The sequence below is a fragment of the Mesorhizobium sp. B1-1-1 genome, assembly GCF_006442955.1.
Taxonomy (GTDB): Bacteria; Pseudomonadota; Alphaproteobacteria; order Rhizobiales; family Rhizobiaceae; genus Mesorhizobium.
This window is the reverse complement of sequence record NZ_VFWW01000008.1, coordinates 231,328-250,728: the sequence shown is the minus strand read 5'-3', so window position 1 is coordinate 250,728 and position 19,401 is coordinate 231,328. Positions and strand designations below refer to the sequence as shown.

At 63.9% G+C, this 19,401-nt stretch carries 18 protein-coding genes; 17 read left to right on the top strand and 1 reads right to left on the bottom strand.

All coding sequences use genetic code 11. The features are described from left to right. Positions 1 to 37 precede the first annotated feature (37 nt). Both FJ986_RS18590 and FJ986_RS18585 read left to right on the top strand, forming a co-directional pair. Positions 38 to 313 (top strand): type II toxin-antitoxin system ParD family antitoxin, encoded by a 276-nt coding sequence (locus FJ986_RS18590; protein ID WP_140516612.1) that lies wholly within the window; start codon positions 38 to 40, stop codon positions 311 to 313. After that, positions 310 to 612 (top strand): type II toxin-antitoxin system RelE/ParE family toxin, encoded by a 303-nt coding sequence (locus FJ986_RS18585; protein WP_140675397.1) that lies wholly within the window; start codon positions 310 to 312, stop codon positions 610 to 612. The genes FJ986_RS18590 and FJ986_RS18585 overlap by 4 nt, the downstream gene beginning before the upstream one ends. Before the next feature lie 8 nt (positions 613 to 620). Here the strand turns inward: FJ986_RS18585 and FJ986_RS18580 are convergent, their stop codons facing one another. Continuing rightward, entirely contained in the window at positions 621 to 1,736 is a 1,116-nt protein-coding gene (locus FJ986_RS18580; protein ID WP_140623125.1) for a cystathionine gamma-lyase, read from the bottom strand. A gap of 408 nt (positions 1,737 to 2,144) precedes the next feature. Between FJ986_RS18580 and mraZ the strand changes: the two genes are divergently transcribed. The 15 genes from mraZ (at position 2,145) to ftsA (ending at position 19,342) form a co-directional block, all read left to right on the top strand. Continuing rightward, positions 2,145 to 2,603, top strand: coding sequence for a division/cell wall cluster transcriptional repressor MraZ (mraZ, locus tag FJ986_RS18575; protein WP_140495198.1), 459 nt, complete (start codon positions 2,145 to 2,147; stop codon positions 2,601 to 2,603). Next, on the top strand, positions 2,600 to 3,631 hold the full coding sequence (rsmH, locus tag FJ986_RS18570; RefSeq protein WP_140495200.1) for a 16S rRNA (cytosine(1402)-N(4))-methyltransferase RsmH: 1,032 nt from the start codon (positions 2,600 to 2,602) through the stop codon (positions 3,629 to 3,631). Before mraZ ends, rsmH begins: the two co-directional genes overlap by 4 nt. Before the next feature lie 4 nt (positions 3,632 to 3,635). After that, positions 3,636 to 4,031 (top strand): hypothetical protein, encoded by a 396-nt coding sequence (locus FJ986_RS18565; RefSeq protein ID WP_140495202.1) that lies wholly within the window; start codon positions 3,636 to 3,638, stop codon positions 4,029 to 4,031. Then, a complete protein-coding gene (locus FJ986_RS18560; protein WP_140580012.1) occupies positions 4,028 to 5,737 on the top strand; it encodes a penicillin-binding protein 2 in 1,710 nt (569 codons plus the stop codon). Before FJ986_RS18565 ends, FJ986_RS18560 begins: the two co-directional genes overlap by 4 nt. Before the next feature lie 54 nt (positions 5,738 to 5,791). Further along, on the top strand, positions 5,792 to 7,246 hold the full coding sequence (locus tag FJ986_RS18555) for a UDP-N-acetylmuramoyl-L-alanyl-D-glutamate--2,6-diaminopimelate ligase (protein ID WP_140672398.1): 1,455 nt from the start codon (positions 5,792 to 5,794) through the stop codon (positions 7,244 to 7,246). Then, complete coding sequence (locus FJ986_RS18550) at positions 7,243 to 8,724, top strand: UDP-N-acetylmuramoylalanyl-D-glutamyl-2,6-diaminopimelate--D-alanyl-D-alanine ligase (protein ID WP_140495209.1); 1,482 nt, start codon at positions 7,243 to 7,245, stop codon at positions 8,722 to 8,724. Before FJ986_RS18555 ends, FJ986_RS18550 begins: the two co-directional genes overlap by 4 nt. A gap of 24 nt (positions 8,725 to 8,748) precedes the next feature. Beyond that, positions 8,749 to 9,831 (top strand): phospho-N-acetylmuramoyl-pentapeptide-transferase, encoded by a 1,083-nt coding sequence (mraY, locus tag FJ986_RS18545; protein WP_140495211.1) that lies wholly within the window; start codon positions 8,749 to 8,751, stop codon positions 9,829 to 9,831. Between the two features lie 9 nt (positions 9,832 to 9,840). Next, on the top strand, positions 9,841 to 11,241 hold the full coding sequence (murD, locus tag FJ986_RS18540) for a UDP-N-acetylmuramoyl-L-alanine--D-glutamate ligase (protein WP_140495213.1): 1,401 nt from the start codon (positions 9,841 to 9,843) through the stop codon (positions 11,239 to 11,241). After that, on the top strand, positions 11,241 to 12,392 hold the full coding sequence (gene ftsW, locus FJ986_RS18535) for a putative lipid II flippase FtsW (RefSeq protein WP_140516599.1): 1,152 nt from the start codon (positions 11,241 to 11,243) through the stop codon (positions 12,390 to 12,392). The genes murD and ftsW overlap by 1 nt, the downstream gene beginning before the upstream one ends. Position 12,393: 1 nt before the next feature. Further along, complete coding sequence (gene murG / locus FJ986_RS18530; RefSeq protein ID WP_140559522.1) at positions 12,394 to 13,521, top strand: undecaprenyldiphospho-muramoylpentapeptide beta-N-acetylglucosaminyltransferase; 1,128 nt, start codon at positions 12,394 to 12,396, stop codon at positions 13,519 to 13,521. Further along, positions 13,518 to 14,918: a UDP-N-acetylmuramate--L-alanine ligase gene (murC, locus tag FJ986_RS18525; protein ID WP_140495219.1), complete on the top strand. Its 1,401-nt coding sequence runs from the start codon at positions 13,518 to 13,520 to the stop codon at positions 14,916 to 14,918. Before murG ends, murC begins: the two co-directional genes overlap by 4 nt. Further along, positions 14,915 to 15,880 carry a UDP-N-acetylmuramate dehydrogenase gene (gene murB, locus FJ986_RS18520; protein WP_140495221.1) on the top strand — a complete coding sequence of 322 codons (966 nt, stop codon included), beginning with the start codon at positions 14,915 to 14,917 and terminating at the stop codon, positions 15,878 to 15,880. The genes murC and murB overlap by 4 nt, the downstream gene beginning before the upstream one ends. 302 nt (positions 15,881 to 16,182) lie before the next feature. Beyond that, a complete protein-coding gene (locus tag FJ986_RS18515) occupies positions 16,183 to 17,109 on the top strand; it encodes a D-alanine--D-alanine ligase (protein ID WP_140495223.1) in 927 nt (308 codons plus the stop codon). Then, positions 17,097 to 18,038, top strand: coding sequence for a cell division protein FtsQ/DivIB (locus FJ986_RS18510; protein WP_140675394.1), 942 nt, complete (start codon positions 17,097 to 17,099; stop codon positions 18,036 to 18,038). Before FJ986_RS18515 ends, FJ986_RS18510 begins: the two co-directional genes overlap by 13 nt. Then, positions 18,035 to 19,342, top strand: coding sequence for a cell division protein FtsA (gene ftsA / locus FJ986_RS18505; RefSeq protein WP_140675391.1), 1,308 nt, complete (start codon positions 18,035 to 18,037; stop codon positions 19,340 to 19,342). Before FJ986_RS18510 ends, ftsA begins: the two co-directional genes overlap by 4 nt. The last annotated feature ends 59 nt before the right edge of the window (positions 19,343 to 19,401 follow it).

Sequence of the window (19,401 nt, the reverse complement as noted above, 5' to 3'; positions counted from 1 at the left end):
ATCGTACCATGCTTCAGCAAGTGGACGAGGAGCGGTCATGGGACAGGTCGATAAACGCAGCATCACCCTCTCGCCGGAACTGGCGGCGGCGGTCGACGATGTGGTCGCCGCTGGTGAATACGCTTCGGCTAGCGAGGTAATCCGCGATGCACTCCGGCAATGGAAGGATCGGCGCGACCTCTTCGGCTATACGGTCGAGGAGTTGCGGAGGCTAGTTCAGGAAGGGATCGACAGCGGGCCGGGACGATTTGAATCGATGGAGGAAATTAAGGCCGAAGCGCGGAGACGCTTGCGATCTGACGGCGCCGCATGAATTTGCTCTCTATCGTCCGGAACGCGCGCGCTGAAGACGATCTGATCACGATTTGGCTGCATATTGCGCGCGACAACGAGGCTGCAGCCGACCGGCTGCTCGACCGCATCGAGGCACGGTGGCAGCAAGTGGCTACCTATCCTTTCTCAGGCGCGCCACGAGACGATATCGCACCGGGTGTTCGCCATCTAATGGTCGGCAATTATCTCACTCTGTATCGAGTTAGGGACGATGTGATCGAAATCCTTCGCGTGCTGCACGGCCATCGCAATGTCGAAGCCAATGACCTCGGTTCGTAATCGTCCGGTCAGCCGGCGATCCTGTCCAGCGACGCCTCTATCGCCTTCCAGAGCTCTTCCACCGGCTCACAGCCTACAGAAAGGCGAACGAAGCCGGGCGATACCGCATCGCCTCGTTTCGAACGCCGCTCGGCGGAGGTGTGGACGCCGCCGAAGGATGTCGCGGCCTGCATCAATTCGCAGTTGTTGATGAAATCCTCGGCCTTCTGCTCCGAAGCGAGTTCGAAGGAAACAAGGAAGCCGAAGCGTTCCATCTGGGCACGGGCAAGATTGTGCGAAGGATCGCCTTCCAGGCCGGGATAGCGCAGGCCCGTGATCGCCGGGTGACCTTGCAGGCGCCGCGCGATCACTTCCGCCGAGGAGCACATGCGGTCGAAGCGCACGTCGAGCGTTTCGAGGCCACGATGCACAAGCCACGCTTCGAACGGCCCTGGAATGCCGCCGGACGTTTCGCGCCAATCCGTCACCGCGGCGATGATGTCGGCGTTGCGGCTCGCGACATGGCCGAACAGCACGTCGGAGTGGCCGTTGGGCGCCTTAGTGTCCGCGGCGATGACAATATCCGCGCCATGGTCGAGCGGGCGCTGGCCGAAAGGCGTCATGGTCGTATTATCAACGACAAGCAGTGCGCCCGCTTTGTGTGCGGCCGCGGCCACCGCCGCGATATCGCATATGTCCAGCCCCGGATTAGCGGGCGTCTCTACGAAAGCGAGACGATAGCCTTCGAAACCGCCATCGAGGAAGGTCGAGGTTGGCCTCACATCGTAGGCGATGCCGAGTGGTTTCAAGAAGCGTTCGGCCAGTGCCCTTGTCGTGTGATAGCCATCCGAAGGCAGAAGAATGCGGTCGCCGGTCTTGAGGACAGCGAAAAATGCCGCCGAAATCGCCGCCATTCCGGAAGGAAAGGCGACGCAGGGCGCGTCTTCCAGATGCGCCAGCATATGTTCTACCGCATCCCAGGTCGGATTGCTGAAACGGCCATACTGGTTGAAACCGGTGGCGTCGCCAGGCGCGTGAAAGATGGCAGCCATGGTGAGTGGCAGGGGGATGGAATCGCCGACGGCAAGTGCGTTGCGACGGAGGTGGGCAAGAGCCGCGGCGCGCGACCGTGCTGTTTCAGACATCGACATTCCAACCCTCTTGGTGACCCTGGACGTGTGGTGAGACGCTATGCCCGGCAACAGCTCGCGACAAGGCGCGTCCGGTTGGGCCAAGCGGCTCTAAACGCTTCGTTAGGCTTAATGATCCATAAAGACGAGACGTGTTTTCAAAGCCGCTTCCATCGGTCGCGACTGCATGTTGTGAAGCCTGTTCCCGTTGACGCCCATAACACCCCATGATATCCCATATCGATACCAAAGCCTTCGTTCCGCGTCAGAGTGAAGCGTACGCCAATCGGGCAGCCGCGGCGGCTGCGCGTTTGCCGGTTTTCGCCCCTGTCACGGAGGCGGGTTCAGGGCAGGGAACGCGTAGCGGTGGCGCGTGCAACACGACGAAGAGGGGTGCGGCGGCGCAAGCGGCCGTGACGTGTGATGGACCGGTTTCTGTCGAACACGGTGAGCAGGATCGATGCGAAGGGGCGGGTGTCCGTTCCTGCGCATTTTCGCGCCGTCGTTCAGAAACGCGGCTATTCGGATCTATACGCGCTGCGTTGCCTGGATCTGCCGGCCATGGATGTCGGCGGGCCCGACCTGCTCGACCGCTACGAGCAGCGCATCGCGCTCGAGGATCCGTTCCAGCAGACGGCGGACGACATGTCGTTCTTCTGCCATGGCGACGGAACATTCCTGAAGCTGGACCAGGATGGTCGCATCACGATCAGCGACTTCATCCGCGAACATGCCGGCCTTTCGGCGGAAGTAGCCTTTGTCGGGCGCGGCAATTTCTTTCAGATCTGGGAGCCGGGACGGCTTGCGGCCTACGGAGCGCAGGCGCGGGCCCGGCTTTTGCAGCTTCGGCAGGGGACGAAGCCTGGGGAGCGACCGGAATGACGGTGGGCCACGGCGATGATATCAACGCCGTTGGCGGACCGGCCCGCCACATTCCGGTCCTCCTTGCCGAAGTGTTGCAGGCGCTCTCGCCAGCGGAAGGGGACGTCATCGTCGACGGCACGTTCGGCGCCGGCGGCTACACCAAGGCCATCCTGGCGGCCGGCGCGTCCGTGGTTGCCATTGATCGCGATCCGGATGCCATAGCGGCTGGTCGCAATCTCGAAGCCCAATCAGGCGGCCGCCTGCGATTGGTGCAGGCGCCATTCTCGATGCTGGACCAGCATGTCGAAAGTGCCGACGGCGTCGTGCTCGACATCGGCGTTTCCTCGATGCAGCTCGACCAGGCGGAGCGCGGGTTTTCGTTCCGCGTCGATGGGCCTCTCGACATGCGCATGGCGCAGGCGGGCCTCAGCGCCGCAGATGTCGTCAACAACTTCAAGCCGGGCGATCTTGCCCGCATCTTCGGCTTCCTCGGGGAGGAGCGCCACGCCGGGCGCATCGCGCGCATGATCGAAGCGCGTCGCGAAAAGCGTCCGTTCGAGCGCACGCTGGAGCTTGCCGACGCCATCGAGACGCATATCGGCCGGGCGCCGAAGGACAAGATCCATCCCGCCACCCGCGTCTTTCAGGCGCTGCGCATCTTCGTCAATGACGAGCTCGGTGAGTTGGCCAAGGCGCTGTTCGCCGCCGAGCGGGCGCTGAAGCCGGGCGGACGACTTGCCGTGGTGACATTCCATTCGCTGGAGGACCGCATCGTCAAGCGCTTCATTGCCGATCGCTCCGACGCCGCGAGCGGCTCGCGCCACATGCCGGAGGCACGGGCACGCAGTGCCACCTTCAGCAAGTCCGGCGGCGGCGTGACGCCGGGTGAGGCCGAGACTGCGGCCAACCCGCGCGCCCGCTCGGCAAGGCTGCGCGCCGCCATCCGCACCGATGCGCCGGCGCGTGCCGGCGATTTTTCGATTTTCGGCCTTCCAAAACTTCCCGGCCCAAAACTTCCCGGCATCGAGCGGCCGGGGGAGAGGTAAGCACGTGTTTCGTTCCAGCGACATCGTCCTCATCGCCGTCATGGTCTCGGCGGCGGCCCTGACCTACAAAACCAAGCGCGAGGCCGAGGACCAATTGGCTGCAGTGCAGAAGATCCATGCTGAGATACGCTACGAGGAGGACACGATCGACCTGCTCAAGGCCGACTGGAGCCTGCTCACCCAGCCATCGCGGCTACAGAAGCTCGCCGAGCTCTACAAGTCGCAGCTTGAACTGGAGCCGGTCAGCGCGCACCAGATCGTCGGCCTCGGCGACCTGCCAGCCAAAACCCTCGACATCCAGGACATCCTGAACGGGCGCCAAGGCGGCATGGCAGACAATTCCGGCAACACACCCTCGGACGGCAAGGATCCCATCGTGACCGGAGGCATCGCCCAATGATCGGCAAACTGCTGAAACGTCGCCCCAGGGCCAGCGAAGACGGTTCAATCGTGGTCGATGGCGCCCGCAAGGCGACCGGAGGCAAGGGCAAGGCGCGCATCGTCATGACGATGGCGGTGTTCTTCGGTATCTTCTCGATCATTTCCGGGCGGCTTGTCTATCTCGGCTTCCAGACCCCCGACATGTCGGGCGGCCCGCAGAGCCGGGTGACGGCCTCGCGACCCGACATTGTCGACCGCAACGGCGAGGTGCTGGCGACGGACATCAAGACGGCATCGCTGTTTGCAGAGCCGCGCCGCATCGTCGACGCCGACGAGGCGATCGAAAAGCTGTCGACGGTGCTGCCGGAGATCGATTACGAGCAGACCTACCATAAGCTGAAGAGCGGCGCCGGCTTCGTCTGGCTGCAGCGGCAGCTGACGCCCAAGCAGCAGGCCGACATCATGCAGCTCGGCATTCCCGGTTTCGGCTTCCGCACCGAGAAGCGCCGTTTCTACCCCAGTGGTGAAACCTCGTCCTACATTGTCGGCCTGACCAATATCGACAATCAAGGCATCTCCGGCATGGAGAAATATATCGACGAGCAGGGCCTGAGCGACCTGCAGGCGTCGGGCCTGGCGGTGGCGAAGGATCTCAAGCCGGTGAAGCTCTCGATCGATCTGCGCGTCCAGCACGTGGTGCGCGACGAGATTGCCGCCGGCCTGGAGCGCTATCGCGCCATGGGCGCGGGCGCCGTCGTGCTCAACGTCAAGACCGGCGAAGTGGTGGCCATGGCCTCGGTGCCGGATTTTGATCCGAACAATCCCTACAATGCACAAGACAAGGACCGGCTGAACCGGATGTCGGCGGGGCTCTATGAGATGGGCTCGACCTTCAAGAGCTTCACATCAGCCATGGCGCTCGATTCCGGCAAGGCGACGATGGCGAGCCGCTTCGACGCTTCGCATCCAATCCGGGTCGGCCATCAGGCCATTCACGATTTCCACGGCAAGAACCGCGTGCTGTCGTTACCGGAGGTGTTCCTCTATTCATCCAACATCGGGTCGGCCAGGGAGGCCGAACTGGTCGGCATCGAGGCGCACCGCGAATTCCTGCATCGTCTTGGCATCTTGGACAAGATGCAGACCGAACTGCCGGAAGTCGCCCGTCCGACTGAGCCGAAGGTCTGGAAACAGGTCAACTCGTTCACCATCGCCTTCGGTCATGGCGTGTCGACGACACCGTTGCAGGCGGCTGTCGGCTGCGCGGCGCTGATCAATGGCGGATATCTGATGGAGCCGACATTCCTGATCCGCAGCCAGCAGGACGCGATGGCGGCGGCCAAGAAAGTGGTAGCCGACAAAACGGTCGAGGGCATGCGCTATCTCTACATGCTCAACGCCGAGAAGGGCTCGGCCAGAAATGCCAGGGTCCCCGGCTACCGCGTTGGCGGCAAGACCGGAACAGCCGAGAAGGTCATCAATGGCCGCTACTCGAAGGAGTTGAATTTCAATACGTTCGTCGCCGCATTCCCGATGGACGATCCGCAATATCTCGTGTTTACGATTGCCGATGCTCCGCACCCGGAAAAGCCGGGCATGACGGACGTCGCGGCCGCGAATGCCGGGGTCATGGCCGGCAATATCATCAGGCGTTCCGCGGCCATGCTTGGCGTGAAGCCAGATTTCAGCCATGAAAATGGTGCAACGCTGGTTTCCTATCAATGATTCTTAGGGCGCGCCGGCAACTGCGCGCTATTTTGTTGCGGTGAACGGAACTCGATGAAGCTCAAAAATCTAACCGGTATCCTGCCAGTCGAAGGAACAGCTTCCGCCGATCTGGAGGTTACCGGCATCTCTTCGGATTCCCGCCAGGTAAAACCCGGCGTCGTCTTTTTCGCGCTCGCTGGAAGCAAGGCGGATGGCGCCGCCTATGCCGCGGACGCCGCCGCACGAGGGGCTGCCGCCATCGTCGCGGGCAAGGACAGCGCCCTTGGGGGACTGCCGGTTCCAGTGTTGGCCGTCGATGACCCGCGCCTAGCGCTGGCCCTGAGCGCGGCCCGTTATTTCGGCAAACAGCCGCAGACGATGGTGGCCGTCACCGGCACCAGCGGCAAGACCTCGGTCGCCGCTTTCGTCAGGCAGATCTGGGAGCAGGCCGGCTTTGCCGCGGCCTCGATCGGCACCACCGGCGTGGTGGCGCCGGGCCGCAACGATTATGGCTCGCTGACGACGCCAGATCCCGTCGCCTTGCATCAGCTGTTGCTTGAACTGGCGGACGCCGGCGTCACCCATGCCTCCATGGAGGCCTCCAGCCATGGTCTCGACCAGCGCCGTCTCGACGGCGTCAGGCTGGCCGCCGGCGGCTTCACCAATCTCGGCCGCGACCACATGGACTACCATCCGACGGTCGAGGACTATCACCGGGCCAAGCTGCGTCTGTTTGATGCGCTGCTGCCGAAGGGCGCGCCGGCCGTGATCTTCGCCGACGATCCGTGGTCGGCGCCAACCATCCAGGCGGCGAAGGCCGCAAGGCTCGGCGTGCTGACGGTCGGCCGCCACGGCGATTTCCTGAAGCTGAAGCGGGTCGAGCATGAGCGCCACCGCCAGCGTGCCGAGGTCGAGGCCGACGGGATGCTCTACGAGATCGACCTGCCGCTGGCCGGCGATTTCCAGATAGCCAACGCGCTGGTTTCGGCCGGGCTTGCCATCTCCACGGGAACGCCAGTCGCCAAGGCCTTGAAGGCGTTGGAGAAACTCAAGGGCGCACCCGGCCGGCTCGACCTTGTCGGGACGACTGCAAACGGCGCGCCGGTCTATGTCGATTATGCGCATAAGCCGGACGCGCTGGAAAACGTGCTTGCCTCGGTGCGCCCGTTCACCACCGGCCGGGTCATCGTCGTGTTCGGCTGCGGCGGCGACCGCGATCGCGGTAAGCGGCCGATCATGGGCGAGATCGCGACGCGGCTCGCCGACGTCGTCATCGTCACCGACGACAATCCGCGCTCGGAAGTGCCGGAGACGATCCGTGCCGCGATCCTTGCCGCCGCTCCCGGCGCGATCGAGATCGGTGACCGGCGCGCGGCGATCCACGAGGCCGTTTCCATGTTGCATGCCGGGGACACGCTGATCGTGGCCGGTAAGGGTCATGAGGAAGGCCAGACGATCGGCACCGAGACCCTGCATTTCTCCGACCACGAAGAAGTCCGTGCCGCGCTGCTGGAGCGTGCCGCATGAATTTGCTGTGGACATCCGAGACGCTGGTCGCCGCCATGGACGGACGACCGATCGGGCCGATGCCGGACGGCATATCGGGCATTTCGATCGACAGCCGCAGCCTTCAGCCGGGCGACGCCTTCTTCGCCATCAAGGGCGAGGCGATGGACGGCCATGATTTCGCGACCGCCGCCATCAAGGCCGGAGCCGGGGTGCTGGTCGTGGCCGAAGGCAAGCTGCCGTCGCTTGGCCGGCTGACGGCGCCGATGATCGTCGTCGAGGACGTGCTGGTGGCACTGGAAAAGCTCGGTGTCGCATCGCGTGACCGTTCCCAGGCCAAGATCATCGCGGTGACCGGTTCGGCGGGCAAGACGACCACCAAGGAAGCGCTGCGCCACGTGCTGTCGGCGGTCGGCAAGGTGCATGCCTCGGCGCAGTCGTTCAACAACCATTGGGGCGTGCCGCTCACCTTGGCGCGAATGCCGGCCGATTGCGACTATGCCGTGTTCGAAATCGGCATGAACCATCCCGACGAGATCAGGCCGCTGGTCAAGATGGTAAGGCCGCATGTCGCCATCGTCACCATGATCGCGGCGGCGCATCTCGGCTTCTTCCGCAATCTGGACGAGATCGCCAAGGCGAAGGCCGAGATTTTCGAAGGGCTGGAACCCGGCGGCGCGGCGATCCTCAACCGCGACGACGCGCGTTTCAAGCTTCTCGACAAGATGGCGCACGCCGCCGGCGTCGAGCATGTCTATGGGTTCGGCGAGAACGCGCGCTCAACCTTCAGACTGGTCAAATGCGAAGTCCATGCCGATCATTCCGACATTGCCGCCAGGATCGGCGGTCACGAGGTGACGGCTCGCATCGGCGCGCCCGGCCGCCACATGGTGCAGAACATTCTGGCGGTCCTCGGCGCGGCCCGTCTGGTCGGCGCCGATCTCGACAAGGTTGCCCTGGCGCTGGCCGATCTCTCGGCCGAGCGCGGCCGCGGCAAACGCTATGTGCTGCGTCATCCCGGTGGCTCGACTTCGAGCCATCCCGGTGGCCCGACTTCAAGCCACCCCGGTGGACCGATCACGCTGATCGACGAAAGCTACAACGCCAACCCCGCCTCGATGGCGGCCGCCATGGCGCTGCTCAACGCGACGCCGGTGACGGGCGAAGGCCGCCGCATCGCCGTGCTGGGCGATATGCTGGAGCTCGGCGAGTATTCGGCCAAGCTGCATGCTGCACTTGCCGGTCTCATCGTCGGCACCGGCACGCAGACCGTCTTTCTCGGCGGTCCGGAGATGCGGGCGCTGGCGGAAGCGCTGCCGGGCGAGATCAGGACAGAATACCGCGCCAACGTCGAGGAATTGAAGCCGGTTCTGTTTGCCGCACTGAAGCCAGGCGACGTGGTGATGATCAAATCGTCGAAGGGCATCGGCTTTGCAAAGCTGGTCGATGCGTTGCTGGGCAAGTTCCCGGCTGAAACGACAATCGGCAAACAGACCTAGGGTCAAGTCGGGGACGAAAAGCGCATGTTCACACTGCTCGTCGATTTCGCGGACAAGATCTCGGTCTTCAATGTCTTCCGCTACATCACCTTCCGTACCGGCGGGGCGCTGATCACCTCGGCGCTGATTGTCTTCATCTTCGGGCCGACCATCATCAATTCGCTCAGGTTGCGCCAGGGCAAGGGCCAACCGATCCGCGCCGACGGGCCACAGACCCATTTCAAGAAGGCCGGCACGCCGACCATGGGCGGACTGATGATCCTGTCCGGCATCATCGGCTCATCGTTGCTATGGGCGAACCTGTCGAGCATCTATGTCTGGGTGGTGTTGCTGGTGACGCTGGGCTTCGGCTCGATCGGCTTCTACGACGACTATCTGAAGGTGACGAAACAGTCGCATCTCGGCTTTTCCGGCAAAGCACGGCTGGCGCTCGAATTCGTCATCGCCGGCATCGCCGCCTGGGCGATCATGCATAATGGCCAGGCGCCGTTCTCCTCGTCGCTGACATTCCCCTTCGCCAAGGAATTCCTGATTAATCTCGGCTGGTTCTTCGTCCCGTTCTCCTGCTTCGTCATCGTGGGGGCGGGCAATGCGGTGAACCTCACCGACGGCCTGGATGGCCTGGCGATCGTACCGATCATGATCGCGGCGGCGTCCTTCGGCGTCATTGCCTATCTCTCCGGCAATGCGGTGTTCGCCGAGTATCTGCAGATCCATTTCGTGCCCGGCACCGGCGAACTGGCTGTTGTGCTAGGCGCGGTCATCGGCGCCGGCCTCGGCTTTCTCTGGTTCAACGCGCCGCCGGCGGCGATCTTCATGGGCGACACCGGCTCGCTGGCCATGGGCGGGCTGATCGGCACCGTTGCGGTCGCCACCAAGCACGAGATCGTGCTGGTCATCGTCGGCGGGCTGTTCGTGGTCGAGATCCTGTCCGTCATCATCCAGGTCGGCTACTTCAAGATGACCGGCAAGCGTGTGTTCCTAATGGCGCCGATCCATCACCACTTCGAAAAGCTCGGCTGGACCGAAAGCCAGGTGGTGATCCGCTTCTGGATCATCGCCGTCATCCTGGCGCTGGTCGGCCTTTCCACCCTCAAGCTCAGATAGGCGCGCCCCGTGATTCCCGCCGCATCCTTCGCAGGCAAGCGTGTTTCGCTCTTCGGGCTCGGCGGCTCGGGGATCGCGACCGCGCACGCGCTGATCGAGGGCGGGGCTGAGGTTCTGGCCTGGGACGACAATCCCGACAGTGTCGCCAAGGCGGCAGCCGCCGGGATTGCAACCGGCGACCTGCACACAGCCGACTGGGCGACGTTCTCCGCTTTCGTGCTGTCGCCCGGCGTGCCGCTGACGCATCCCAAACCGCACTGGACGGTGGAACTGGCGCGCGGTTCGGGTGTCGAGATCATCGGCGACGTCGAGCTTTTCTGCCGCGAGCGGACGCTCGGCGCGCCAGCCGCCCCGTTCATCGCCATCACCGGCACCAACGGCAAGTCGACGACCACGGCGCTGACGGCGCATATATTGAAGGCTTCCGGCCGCGATACGCAGATGGGCGGCAATATCGGCCGCGCCGTGATGACACTCGATCCGCCGCAACCCGACCGGCACTATGTCGTCGAATGCTCGTCCTACCAGATCGACCTCGCACCATCGATCAATCCGACGGCCGGCATCCTGCTCAATTTGACGCCGGATCACCTCGACCGTCACGGCACCATGCAGCATTACGCTTCGATCAAGGAGCGGCTGGTTGCCGGCAGCGAGACCGCGATCGTCGGCATCGACGATTCCTGGTGTGCGCAGATTGCCGAACGGCTGGAGCGGGCGGGGCGGCACGTCATCCGCATTTCGAAGCGGCTGCCGCTGACCGACGGCTATTTCGCCGATGGCACCAATTTGATGGAAGCGGTGCATGGCCGCTACAGCCGGGTCGCCTTCCTCGAAGGCATCGGCTCGCTGCGCGGGCAGCACAATGCGCAAAACGCGCTTGCCGCGGTGGCCGCCTGCCTCAAGGTCGGGCTCGACCTCGGCGAGATCCAGTCCGGACTGGAAAGCTTTCCGGGCCTGGCGCATCGCATGGAGCAGGTCGGCCGCAAGGACCACGTGCTGTTCGTCAACGATTCCAAGGCGACCAACGCCGATGCGGCGGCACCCGCCCTGTCGAGCTTTTCACGCATCTACTGGATCGCCGGCGGCCTGCCCAAGGAAGGCGGCATCGAGCCGCTGCGCGGCTTCTTCCCGCGTATCGCCAAGGCCTATCTGATCGGCGAGGCAGCGCCGGCCTTTTCGGCGACGCTGGGCGAGGCGGTGCCGTATGAGATATCGGGCACGCTTGCAGCCGCGGTCGAGCATGCCGCGCATGATGCGGCCAAGGACGATGGCGGCGAGGCGGTGGTGCTGTTGTCGCCGGCCTGCGCCAGTTTCGACCAATTTAAGAATTTCGAGGTCCGCGGCGAAGCCTTCAGGCAAGCTGCGAATGCTATCGAGGGCGTCAAACCCATCGGAGGGGCACGATAATGCAGAGCCGTCTCGACAAAAGCCCGGTTGCGACCTGGTGGTGGACCATCGATCGCTGGTTCCTGGCGGCGTTCCTGTCGCTGATGGGGCTGGGCATAGTTTTGTCCTTCGCCGCAAGTCCCGCGGTCGCCGAACGCATCGGCCTCGACAGTTTCCATTTCGCGACCAGGCAGATCATCTTCACCGTGCCGGCGCTCGGCGTGATGCTGGCGGTGTCCTTCCTCGATTCCAGAGAAATCCGGCGCATGGCGCTGATCATGCTGTGCCTGATGCTGGTGCTGATGGTGGCGGTGCTCTACATCGGCGTCGAGGTGAAAGGCGCGCGGCGCTGGGTGTCGCTTGCCGGCCTGTCGATCCAGCCCTCGGAGTTTTTGAAACCCGCCTTTGTCATCATGTGCGCCTGGCTGTTCGCCGAACACAAGCGCCAGCCCGACATTCCGGGCAATCTCTTCGCCATGTTGCTCTTGGTACTGGTCGTATCGCTGCTGGTGGCGCAGCCGGACCTCGGCCAGACCATGCTGACGACCGGCACCTGGGGCATCATGTTCTTCATGGCGGGGCTGCCATGGCTGTGGATCGTCGTGCTCGGAGCGGCCGGCGTCGGCGGCGTCTTTGCCGCCTATACGGTATTTCCGCACGTCGCCCTGCGTATCGACAAGTTCCTCACTGGCGAAGGCGACACGTTCCAGGTCGATATGGGCCGCGACGCATTGATCAATGGCGGCTGGTTCGGCGTCGGGCCGGGCGAGGGCACCGTCAAGCGGGTCATCCCCGACAGCCATGCCGATTTCGTCTTTTCGGTCGCGGGCGAGGAATTCGGATTGATCATGTGTTTCTTCATCATGTCCATCTTCGCCTTCATCGTGCTGCGCGGCCTCAACACGGCGCTGAAGGAGCATGACGATTTCACCCGCTATGCGGTCGGCGGCCTCGTCACCGTGTTCGGCCTGCAGGCAGTCATCAACATGTGCGTCAACCTGCAGCTGGTGCCGGCCAAGGGCATGACGCTGCCGTTCATCTCCTATGGCGGCTCTTCGCAGATTGCCATCGCCATCTCGATGGGAATGGTGCTGGCGCTGACGCGCAAGCGACCGGAAAAGCGCAAGCAGGTGGGCTTTGCCTTGCCACAGCGCGCCATGCCGGCGGAGTGACATGGCCAGAGGCGTTATCCTTCTCTCGGCGGGCGGAACCGGCGGACATCTGTTTCCGGCCGAGGCACTGGCGCATGAGTTGAACGCGCGTGGCTGGACGGTGCATCTGGCGACCGACGACCGCGCTGAGCGCTTTGCCGGCCACTTCCCGGCCGCCGCCATCCACCCGATCCAGTCCGCGACGCTGGGCTCCAAAAATCCTGTTGCCCTGCTTGGCGCTTTCTGGAAAATCTGGCGCGGCGTGCGCCAGGCGTCCGCCATCATCGGCAGGATCAAGCCCGACACCGTGGTCGGCTTTGGCGGCTATCCGACCTTGCCGCCGCTCTACGCCGCGACGCGGCGCAAGGTGCCGACGCTGATCCACGAGCAGAACGCGGTGATGGGACGCGCCAACCGGGCGCTGGCCAGCCGCGTCGATGCGATTGCCGGTGGCTTCCTGCCCCAAGACGAAAGCGCCGTCGGCGCCAAGACGGTGACGACAGGCAATCCGGTTCGCCCACAGGTGCTCGAAGCCGCAAAGACCGCCTACGTCGCCTCGGCCGGAGATGATCCCTTCCGCCTGCTGGTGTTCGGCGGCAGCCAGGGCGCGCAGTTCTTCTCCGATGCGGTGCCGGCGGCCGTCGCCTTGCTCCCCGACGCACTCCGCAAGCGGCTGGTGATCACGCAGCAGGCTCGGGCCGATGATGTCGGGCGGGTGAAGGCGGCCTATGCAGCGCTTGGCGTCGGTGTCGAGGTCTCGCCCTTCTTCAGCGACATGGCGGCGCGTATAGCGGCCGCACAGTTGGTGATGTCGCGCTCCGGCGCGTCGACCGTCTCGGAAATCGCGGTCATCGGGCGGCCGGCGCTGCTGGTGCCCTATCCCTATGCGCTCGATCACGACCAGGCCGCGAACGCAGCCGCTCTTGCGGCCGCCGGCGGTGGCGAAGTGGAACCGCAATCCTCACTTTCGCCCGAGCGCATCGCGGCGCTGATCGGCGCCCTGATGGCCGAGCCCGAACGGCTCACGGCAATGGCTGCGGCGGCGAAGTCGGTCGGCAAACCGGACGCCGCACGGTTGCTCGCCGATCTCACAGAGGCTATTGCGTCCCGCAAAACCGTTTCGGATTTTAAGAAGGGAACGCACGCATGAAGATGCCGCAGACCATAGGCCTCGTGCATTTCATCGGCATTGGCGGCATCGGCATGAGTGGCATCGCCGAAGTGCTGCACAATCTCGGCTACAAGGTGCAGGGATCCGACCAGGCCGACAGCGCCAATGTGCAGCGGCTGCGCGACAAGGGGATCGAATGCTTTGTCGGCCACAGGGAAGAAAACCTCGGCGATGCCGAAGTGGTGGTTGTCTCGACGGCTATCAAGAAATCCAACCCCGAACTGAAGGCGGCACGGGAGAAATTGCTGCCGATCGTGCGCCGCGCCGAAATGCTGGCCGAACTGATGCGCTTCCGCCAGGCAGTGGCGATCGGCGGCACGCACGGCAAGACGACGACGACCTCGATGGTAGCGACGCTGCTCGAAGCCGGCGGGCTCGACCCGACCGTCATCAATGGCGGCATCATCAACGCCTATGGCACCAATGCGCGCATGGGGGACGGCGAGTGGATGGTGGTCGAAGCCGACGAGAGCGACGGGACCTTCCTCAAGCTGCCGGCCGATATCGCCGTCGTCACCAATATCGATCCCGAACATCTCGATCACTACGGCAGTTTCGAGAAGGTGCGCGAAGCCTTCCGCCAGTTCGTCGAGAACGTGCCGTTCTACGGCTTCGGCGTCATGTGCACCGACCACCCGGAGGTGCAGGCGCTGGTCGGCCGAATCGAGGATCGCCGCGTCATCACCTATGGCGAGAACGCGCAGGCCGACGTGCGCTTCACCAACCATCGCATGGCCGGCGCGACCTCGGAATTCGACGTGGTGATCCGCGACCGCAAGGGACGCGGCCAGACGACGATATCGGATCTGCGCCTGCCGATGCCCGGCCGCCACAACGTTTCCAATGCGACGGCGGCGATCGCGGTGGCGCATGAGCTCGGTCTGTCGGCCGAGGCGATCAAGAAAGGCCTGTCGTCCTTCGCCGGCGTCAAGCGTCGCTTCACCCAAACCGGCTCCTGGAATGGCGTCGAAGTGTTCGACGATTACGGCCACCATCCGGTCGAGATCGCTGCGGTGCTGAAAGCCGCGCGCAGCGCCACCAAGGGCCGCGTCATCGCCATTGCCCAGCCGCACCGTTTTACCCGGCTGCATGATCTGTTCAATGAGTTCTCCGCCTGCTTCAACGACGCCGACACGGTGATGGTGGCGCCGGTCTACGCCGCCGGCGAGGAGCCGATCGAAGGCGTGACCTCGGATGCGCTGGTGTCGCGCATCCGCGCCGGGGGCCATCGCGACGCGCGCTACATCGAGGGTCCGGAAGCAATAGCGCCTGTTGTCCGTGATCTGGCCAGGCCCGGCGACTTCGTCGTCTTCCTCGGCGCCGGCAACATCACGCAATGGGCCTATGCGCTGCCCAAGGAGCTGGCCGTCTCATGATGCAGGGCCAGGCGCTGATCGACAGACTTGGCGGCCGGCTTGCCGGCCTGCGCGGCCGCATCACGCCGAATGCCGAGATGGACAAGATCACCTGGTTCCGCGCCGGAGGACTGGCCGAGGCGCTCTTTCAGCCAGCGGACGAGGCGGATCTCGCTGCTTTCCTGAAAGCGGTTCCCGAAGAGATACCGCTGACCATAGTCGGCGTCGGCTCGAACTTGCTTGTGCGCGATGGGGGTATTCCGGGTTTCGTCATAAGGCTGTCGGCCAAGGGGTTCGGTGAAACCGAAATTGTTTCGCCGACATCGATCAAGGCTGGCGCGGCCACGCCCGACAAGCGCATCGCCGCGGTGGCGCTGGAAGCCGGCATCGGCGGCTTCCATTTCTACCACGGCATACCGGGCGCCATCGGCGGGGCGCTGAGGATGAACGCCGGCGCCAATGGCGTCGAGACGCGCGAGCGCGTCGTCGAGGTGCGTGCGCTCGACCGCAAAGGCAACGTCCAGACGCTGAGCAATGCCGATATGGGCTATGCCTACCGGCACTCGTCGGCACCGTCCGGGCTGATCTTCACCTCGGCGATTTTCGAGGGCTTTGCCGAGGACAAGGCAGTGATCAAGGCGGCGATGGACGCGGTGCAGAACCATCGCGAGACGGTGCAGCCGATCCGCGAGAAGACCGGTGGCTCGACCTTCAAGAATCCTGAAGGCACCTCAGCCTGGAAAGAGATCGACAAGGCCGGGTGCCGCGGCCTGCTGATCGGCGGCGCGCAGATGTCGCCCATGCACTGCAATTTCATGATCAACACCGGGACAGCGACCGGCTACGAACTCGAATATCTCGGCGAAACGGTGCGCACGCGGGTGCTCGAACATTCCGGCATCCGGCTGCACTGGGAGATCAAGCGCATCGGGGACTTCCGCCCCGGACACGCCGTGCAGGAGTTTCTTGGACAGCTGCTCTAGCCGCGGTTGAAGTTCATGTGACGCATGAACTTCAACCGGTCCGGAACGACCGCGCGACCGTTGCTCCAAAGACTCAACAGCGCGGTTTTCGCATCCATTTTCTCAGAAAGTGAATCTCCCGGAATCATAAGCACTTGCCAGTGAATCAACTCTCTGATTCTCTGCTCCAAAGCGTTTCCTGATTTGAGTCGTTCGACGCGTTTCCCGCGTTTTCCGTCTGGGGGGGCAACCTGCCGGGAGACTCGGACTCAATGTTGCGGAAATCTTGGTTTTTGATCCGCCGTGAGAGGGGATGACGGGGAATGAAAAACAAGCATGTGGCCGTCCTGCTGGGTGGTTTCTCGTCCGAGCGGCCCGTGTCCCTGTCTTCGGGGAAGGCCTGTGCCGATGTGCTTGAGACGGAAGGCTATCAAGTCACGCGCGTCGATGTCGGGCGCGACGTCGGCTCCGTGCTTGCCGATCTCAGGCCCGATGTCGCCTTCAATGCGCTGCATGGTCCTTTTGGCGAGGACGGCACCATTCAGGGCATTCTCGAATATCTCGGCATTCCCTACACCCATTCCGGCGTGCTCGCCTCGGCGCTTGCGATGAACAAGGAGCAGTCGAAGAAAGTCGTGAAATTGGCCGGTGTCCCCGTCGCCGAATCGAAGGTCGCCAATCGCTTCGCCATTCAGAACAACCATCCGATGAAGCCGCCTTATGTGGTGAAGCCGGTCAATGAGGGGTCGAGCTTCGGCGTCGTGATCGTGCATGAGGGGCAGTCGCATCCGCCGCAGGTCATCGGCTCGTCCGAGTGGAAATATGGCGATACCGTCATGGTCGAGCGCTACATCCATGGGCGCGAGCTGACCTGTGCCGTCATGGGCGACGTGGCGCTTGGCGTCTGCGAAATCATCCCGACGGGCCATTCGTTCTATGATTACGATTCAAAATATGTCGCGGGCGGATCAAAACACGAATGCCCCGCAAAAGTTTCACCGAATATTTACCAAAAAATACAGACACTGGCGCTCAAGGCTCACCAAGCTGTCGGCTGTCGGGGCGTTTCCCGGTCGGACTTCCGTTATGACGATCGTCACTCCGAAAATGGCGAGGTTGTATGGCTCGAGGTCAATACTCAGCCGGGCATGACGCCGACGTCTCTGGTGCCTGAAATCGCCGCCCAGGCAGGGCATTCGTTCGGCGATCTGTTGAGTTGGATGGTGGAGGACGCTTCGTGTCTGCGTTGAAGTGGGGGCAGGGCAAGGGGAAGGGCGCGGCCGGGCCGGCGCTGTTCAGCCTGCCATTGTCGTTCGACCATTTCGTGCTGCCGCGCGTGCTTCGCCGCCCGGTGCGTATCCTGGCGCGCCTGGGCGAGGGCGAATTCCAGGCGCCGCGCTTCTCCGCCGCGATCATGTCGGCAGTGCTCATTGCCTCGAGCGGCGCCTATGGTGCCTATCTCGGCGGTCATGCCGACGGCATCGTCCAGAGCATCACCGCCCGGACCGGCTTTGCCGTCGACCAGGTCAAGGTGGTCGGCAATCGCCAGACGTCCGAGATCGATATTCTCGACAGGCTCGAGCTCGACGGCTGGACGTCGCTGATCGGCTTCGATGCCGAGGCGGCGCGGGAACGCATCGCCACCTTGCCCTGGATCGAGGTCGCCGCGGTGCGCAAGGTCTATCCGCACACGTTGGAGGTGCGCGTCGAGGAGCGTCAGGCGTTCGCACTTTGGCAGCAGGGCAGCGATCTCTCCGTCATCGAAAAAGACGGTGCCGTTATCGCACCGTTCTCGGGTGGCAAGCAGGTGCTGCTGCCATTGCTGATCGGAGCCGGCGCGCCGGCCAAGGCGCCGGAATTCCTGGCGAAGATCGAAAAATACCCGGATCTCGCGACCCGCATCAGGGGCTATGTCCGTGTCGGCGATCGGCGCTGGGACCTGAAGCTCGACAACGGCATCACCGTCAAGCTCCCCGAGGATGGCGAGGATCAGGCACTCGCCGAACTCGTCGGCATGGACCATGACAAGGGGCTGTTGTCGCGCGACATCGCCGCCGTCGACATGCGGCTGTCCGACCGGCTGGTCGTGCAACTGACGCCGGAGGCGGCGACCCAGCGCGAAGCCGCGCTCAACGAGAAGCCGAAAATGCTGAAGCGCAAGCCGGAGACGAAGATATGAGCTGGCTTGGCGGTTCAGGCGATGCCTCTTCGCGCCGCTCCGGCACCTTGACGGTACTGGATGTCGGTTCGAACAAGGTCTGCTGCATGGTGGCGAAGCTGAAGCCATGCGATGACGGCAAGCTGCTGCGCGGACGCTCGCACCGCATCCAGGTGATCGGCATCGGACACCAGAAGTCGCAGGGCGTCAAATCGGGCGTCGTCATCGATCTCGACCGTGCCGAACACGCCATTCGCCTCTCCGTCGACGCCGCCGAGCGCATGGCCGGGCTGACGGTCGATTCGCTGATCGTCAACATGACCGCCGGCCGGCTGAAGAGCGAAGCCTTCTCGGCTACCATAAACCTCGGTGGCCATGAGGCCGACGAGACCGACATCAAGCGGGTGCTCGGTGCCGGCGCCAAGCAGGCGCTGAAGACCGAGCGCGAGGTGGTCCATTCGCTCCCCGTCGGCTTCTCGCTCGACGCTGAGCGCGGCGTGCGCGATCCGCGCGGCATGGTCGGCGACACGCTTGGCGTCGACATGCATGTGCTGACCGGCGACGCCGCTCCGATGCGCAACCTGGAGCTCTCCATCAACCGCTCGCATCTTTCGGTAGAGCGCATGGTGGCGACGCCCTATGCCAGCGGGCTGGCGGCATTGGTCGACGACGAGCTGGAACTGGGCGCCGCCTGCATCGATATGGGCGGCGGCACGACGACGATCTCGGTGTTTTCGGAAGGCAAGTTCGTCCATGGAGACGCCATCGCCATCGGCGGCAACCACGTCACGCTGGACATGGCCAAGGGACTGTCGACCTCGCTCGATGCCGCCGAGCGGCTGAAAGTGATGCACGGTTCGGCGTTGCCCGGCAGCGCCGATGACCGCGACCTGGTCTCGATCCAGCCGATCGGCGACGAGGGCGAAGTGCCGCTCCAGATTCCGCGCTCCGTCATGACACGCATCGTGCGCGCCCGCATCGACGAGACGCTCGAGCTTTTGCGCGACCGGCTGAACAAGTCCGGCTACGGCAATGCGGTGGGCAAGCGCGTGGTGCTGACCGGCGGCGCCAGCCAGCTTGCCGGCCTGCCGGAAGCGGCGCGCCGCATCCTGGGGCGCAATGTGCGCATCGGCCGCCCGCTCGGCGTGGCGGGCCTGCCCGAAGCGGCGAAGGGGCCGGCCTTCTCGGCGGCCGTCGGCTTGTTGATCTATCCGCAGATGGCGAGCTTCGAGAGCCATCCGGCGAAAGGAATTTCCGGTCTCAGGATGACCGGAACGGGCGGAAAACTGCATCGCATGAGTCAGTGGTTGAGAGACAGTTTCTAATTGACGGGGACAGCCCCATAAGTGGCCGCGGCGGCGAAGCGGCAGGAAAGGCAAAGGAC

What these genes read in the sequence shown, in the direction of transcription:
- FJ986_RS18590 (WP_140516612.1), top strand. Translation starts at nt 38, where the DNA reads ATGGGACAGGTCGATAAACGCAGCATCACCCTCTCGCCGGAACTGGCG.
- FJ986_RS18585 (WP_140675397.1), top strand. Translation starts at nt 310, where the DNA reads ATGAATTTGCTCTCTATCGTCCGGAACGCGCGCGCTGAAGACGATCTG.
- FJ986_RS18580 (WP_140623125.1), bottom strand. Translation starts at nt 1,736, where the DNA reads ATGTCTGAAACAGCACGGTCGCGCGCCGCGGCTCTTGCCCACCTCCGT.
- mraZ (WP_140495198.1), top strand. Translation starts at nt 2,145, where the DNA reads ATGGACCGGTTTCTGTCGAACACGGTGAGCAGGATCGATGCGAAGGGG.
- rsmH (WP_140495200.1), top strand. Translation starts at nt 2,600, where the DNA reads ATGACGGTGGGCCACGGCGATGATATCAACGCCGTTGGCGGACCGGCC.
- FJ986_RS18560 (WP_140580012.1), top strand. Translation starts at nt 4,028, where the DNA reads ATGATCGGCAAACTGCTGAAACGTCGCCCCAGGGCCAGCGAAGACGGT.
- FJ986_RS18555 (WP_140672398.1), top strand. Translation starts at nt 5,792, where the DNA reads ATGAAGCTCAAAAATCTAACCGGTATCCTGCCAGTCGAAGGAACAGCT.
- FJ986_RS18550 (WP_140495209.1), top strand. Translation starts at nt 7,243, where the DNA reads ATGAATTTGCTGTGGACATCCGAGACGCTGGTCGCCGCCATGGACGGA.
- mraY (WP_140495211.1), top strand. Translation starts at nt 8,749, where the DNA reads ATGTTCACACTGCTCGTCGATTTCGCGGACAAGATCTCGGTCTTCAAT.
- ftsW (WP_140516599.1), top strand. Translation starts at nt 11,241, where the DNA reads ATGCAGAGCCGTCTCGACAAAAGCCCGGTTGCGACCTGGTGGTGGACC.
- murG (WP_140559522.1), top strand. Translation starts at nt 12,394, where the DNA reads ATGGCCAGAGGCGTTATCCTTCTCTCGGCGGGCGGAACCGGCGGACAT.
- murC (WP_140495219.1), top strand. Translation starts at nt 13,518, where the DNA reads ATGAAGATGCCGCAGACCATAGGCCTCGTGCATTTCATCGGCATTGGC.
- murB (WP_140495221.1), top strand. Translation starts at nt 14,915, where the DNA reads ATGATGCAGGGCCAGGCGCTGATCGACAGACTTGGCGGCCGGCTTGCC.
- FJ986_RS18515 (WP_140495223.1), top strand. Translation starts at nt 16,183, where the DNA reads ATGAAAAACAAGCATGTGGCCGTCCTGCTGGGTGGTTTCTCGTCCGAG.
- ftsA (WP_140675391.1), top strand. Translation starts at nt 18,035, where the DNA reads ATGAGCTGGCTTGGCGGTTCAGGCGATGCCTCTTCGCGCCGCTCCGGC.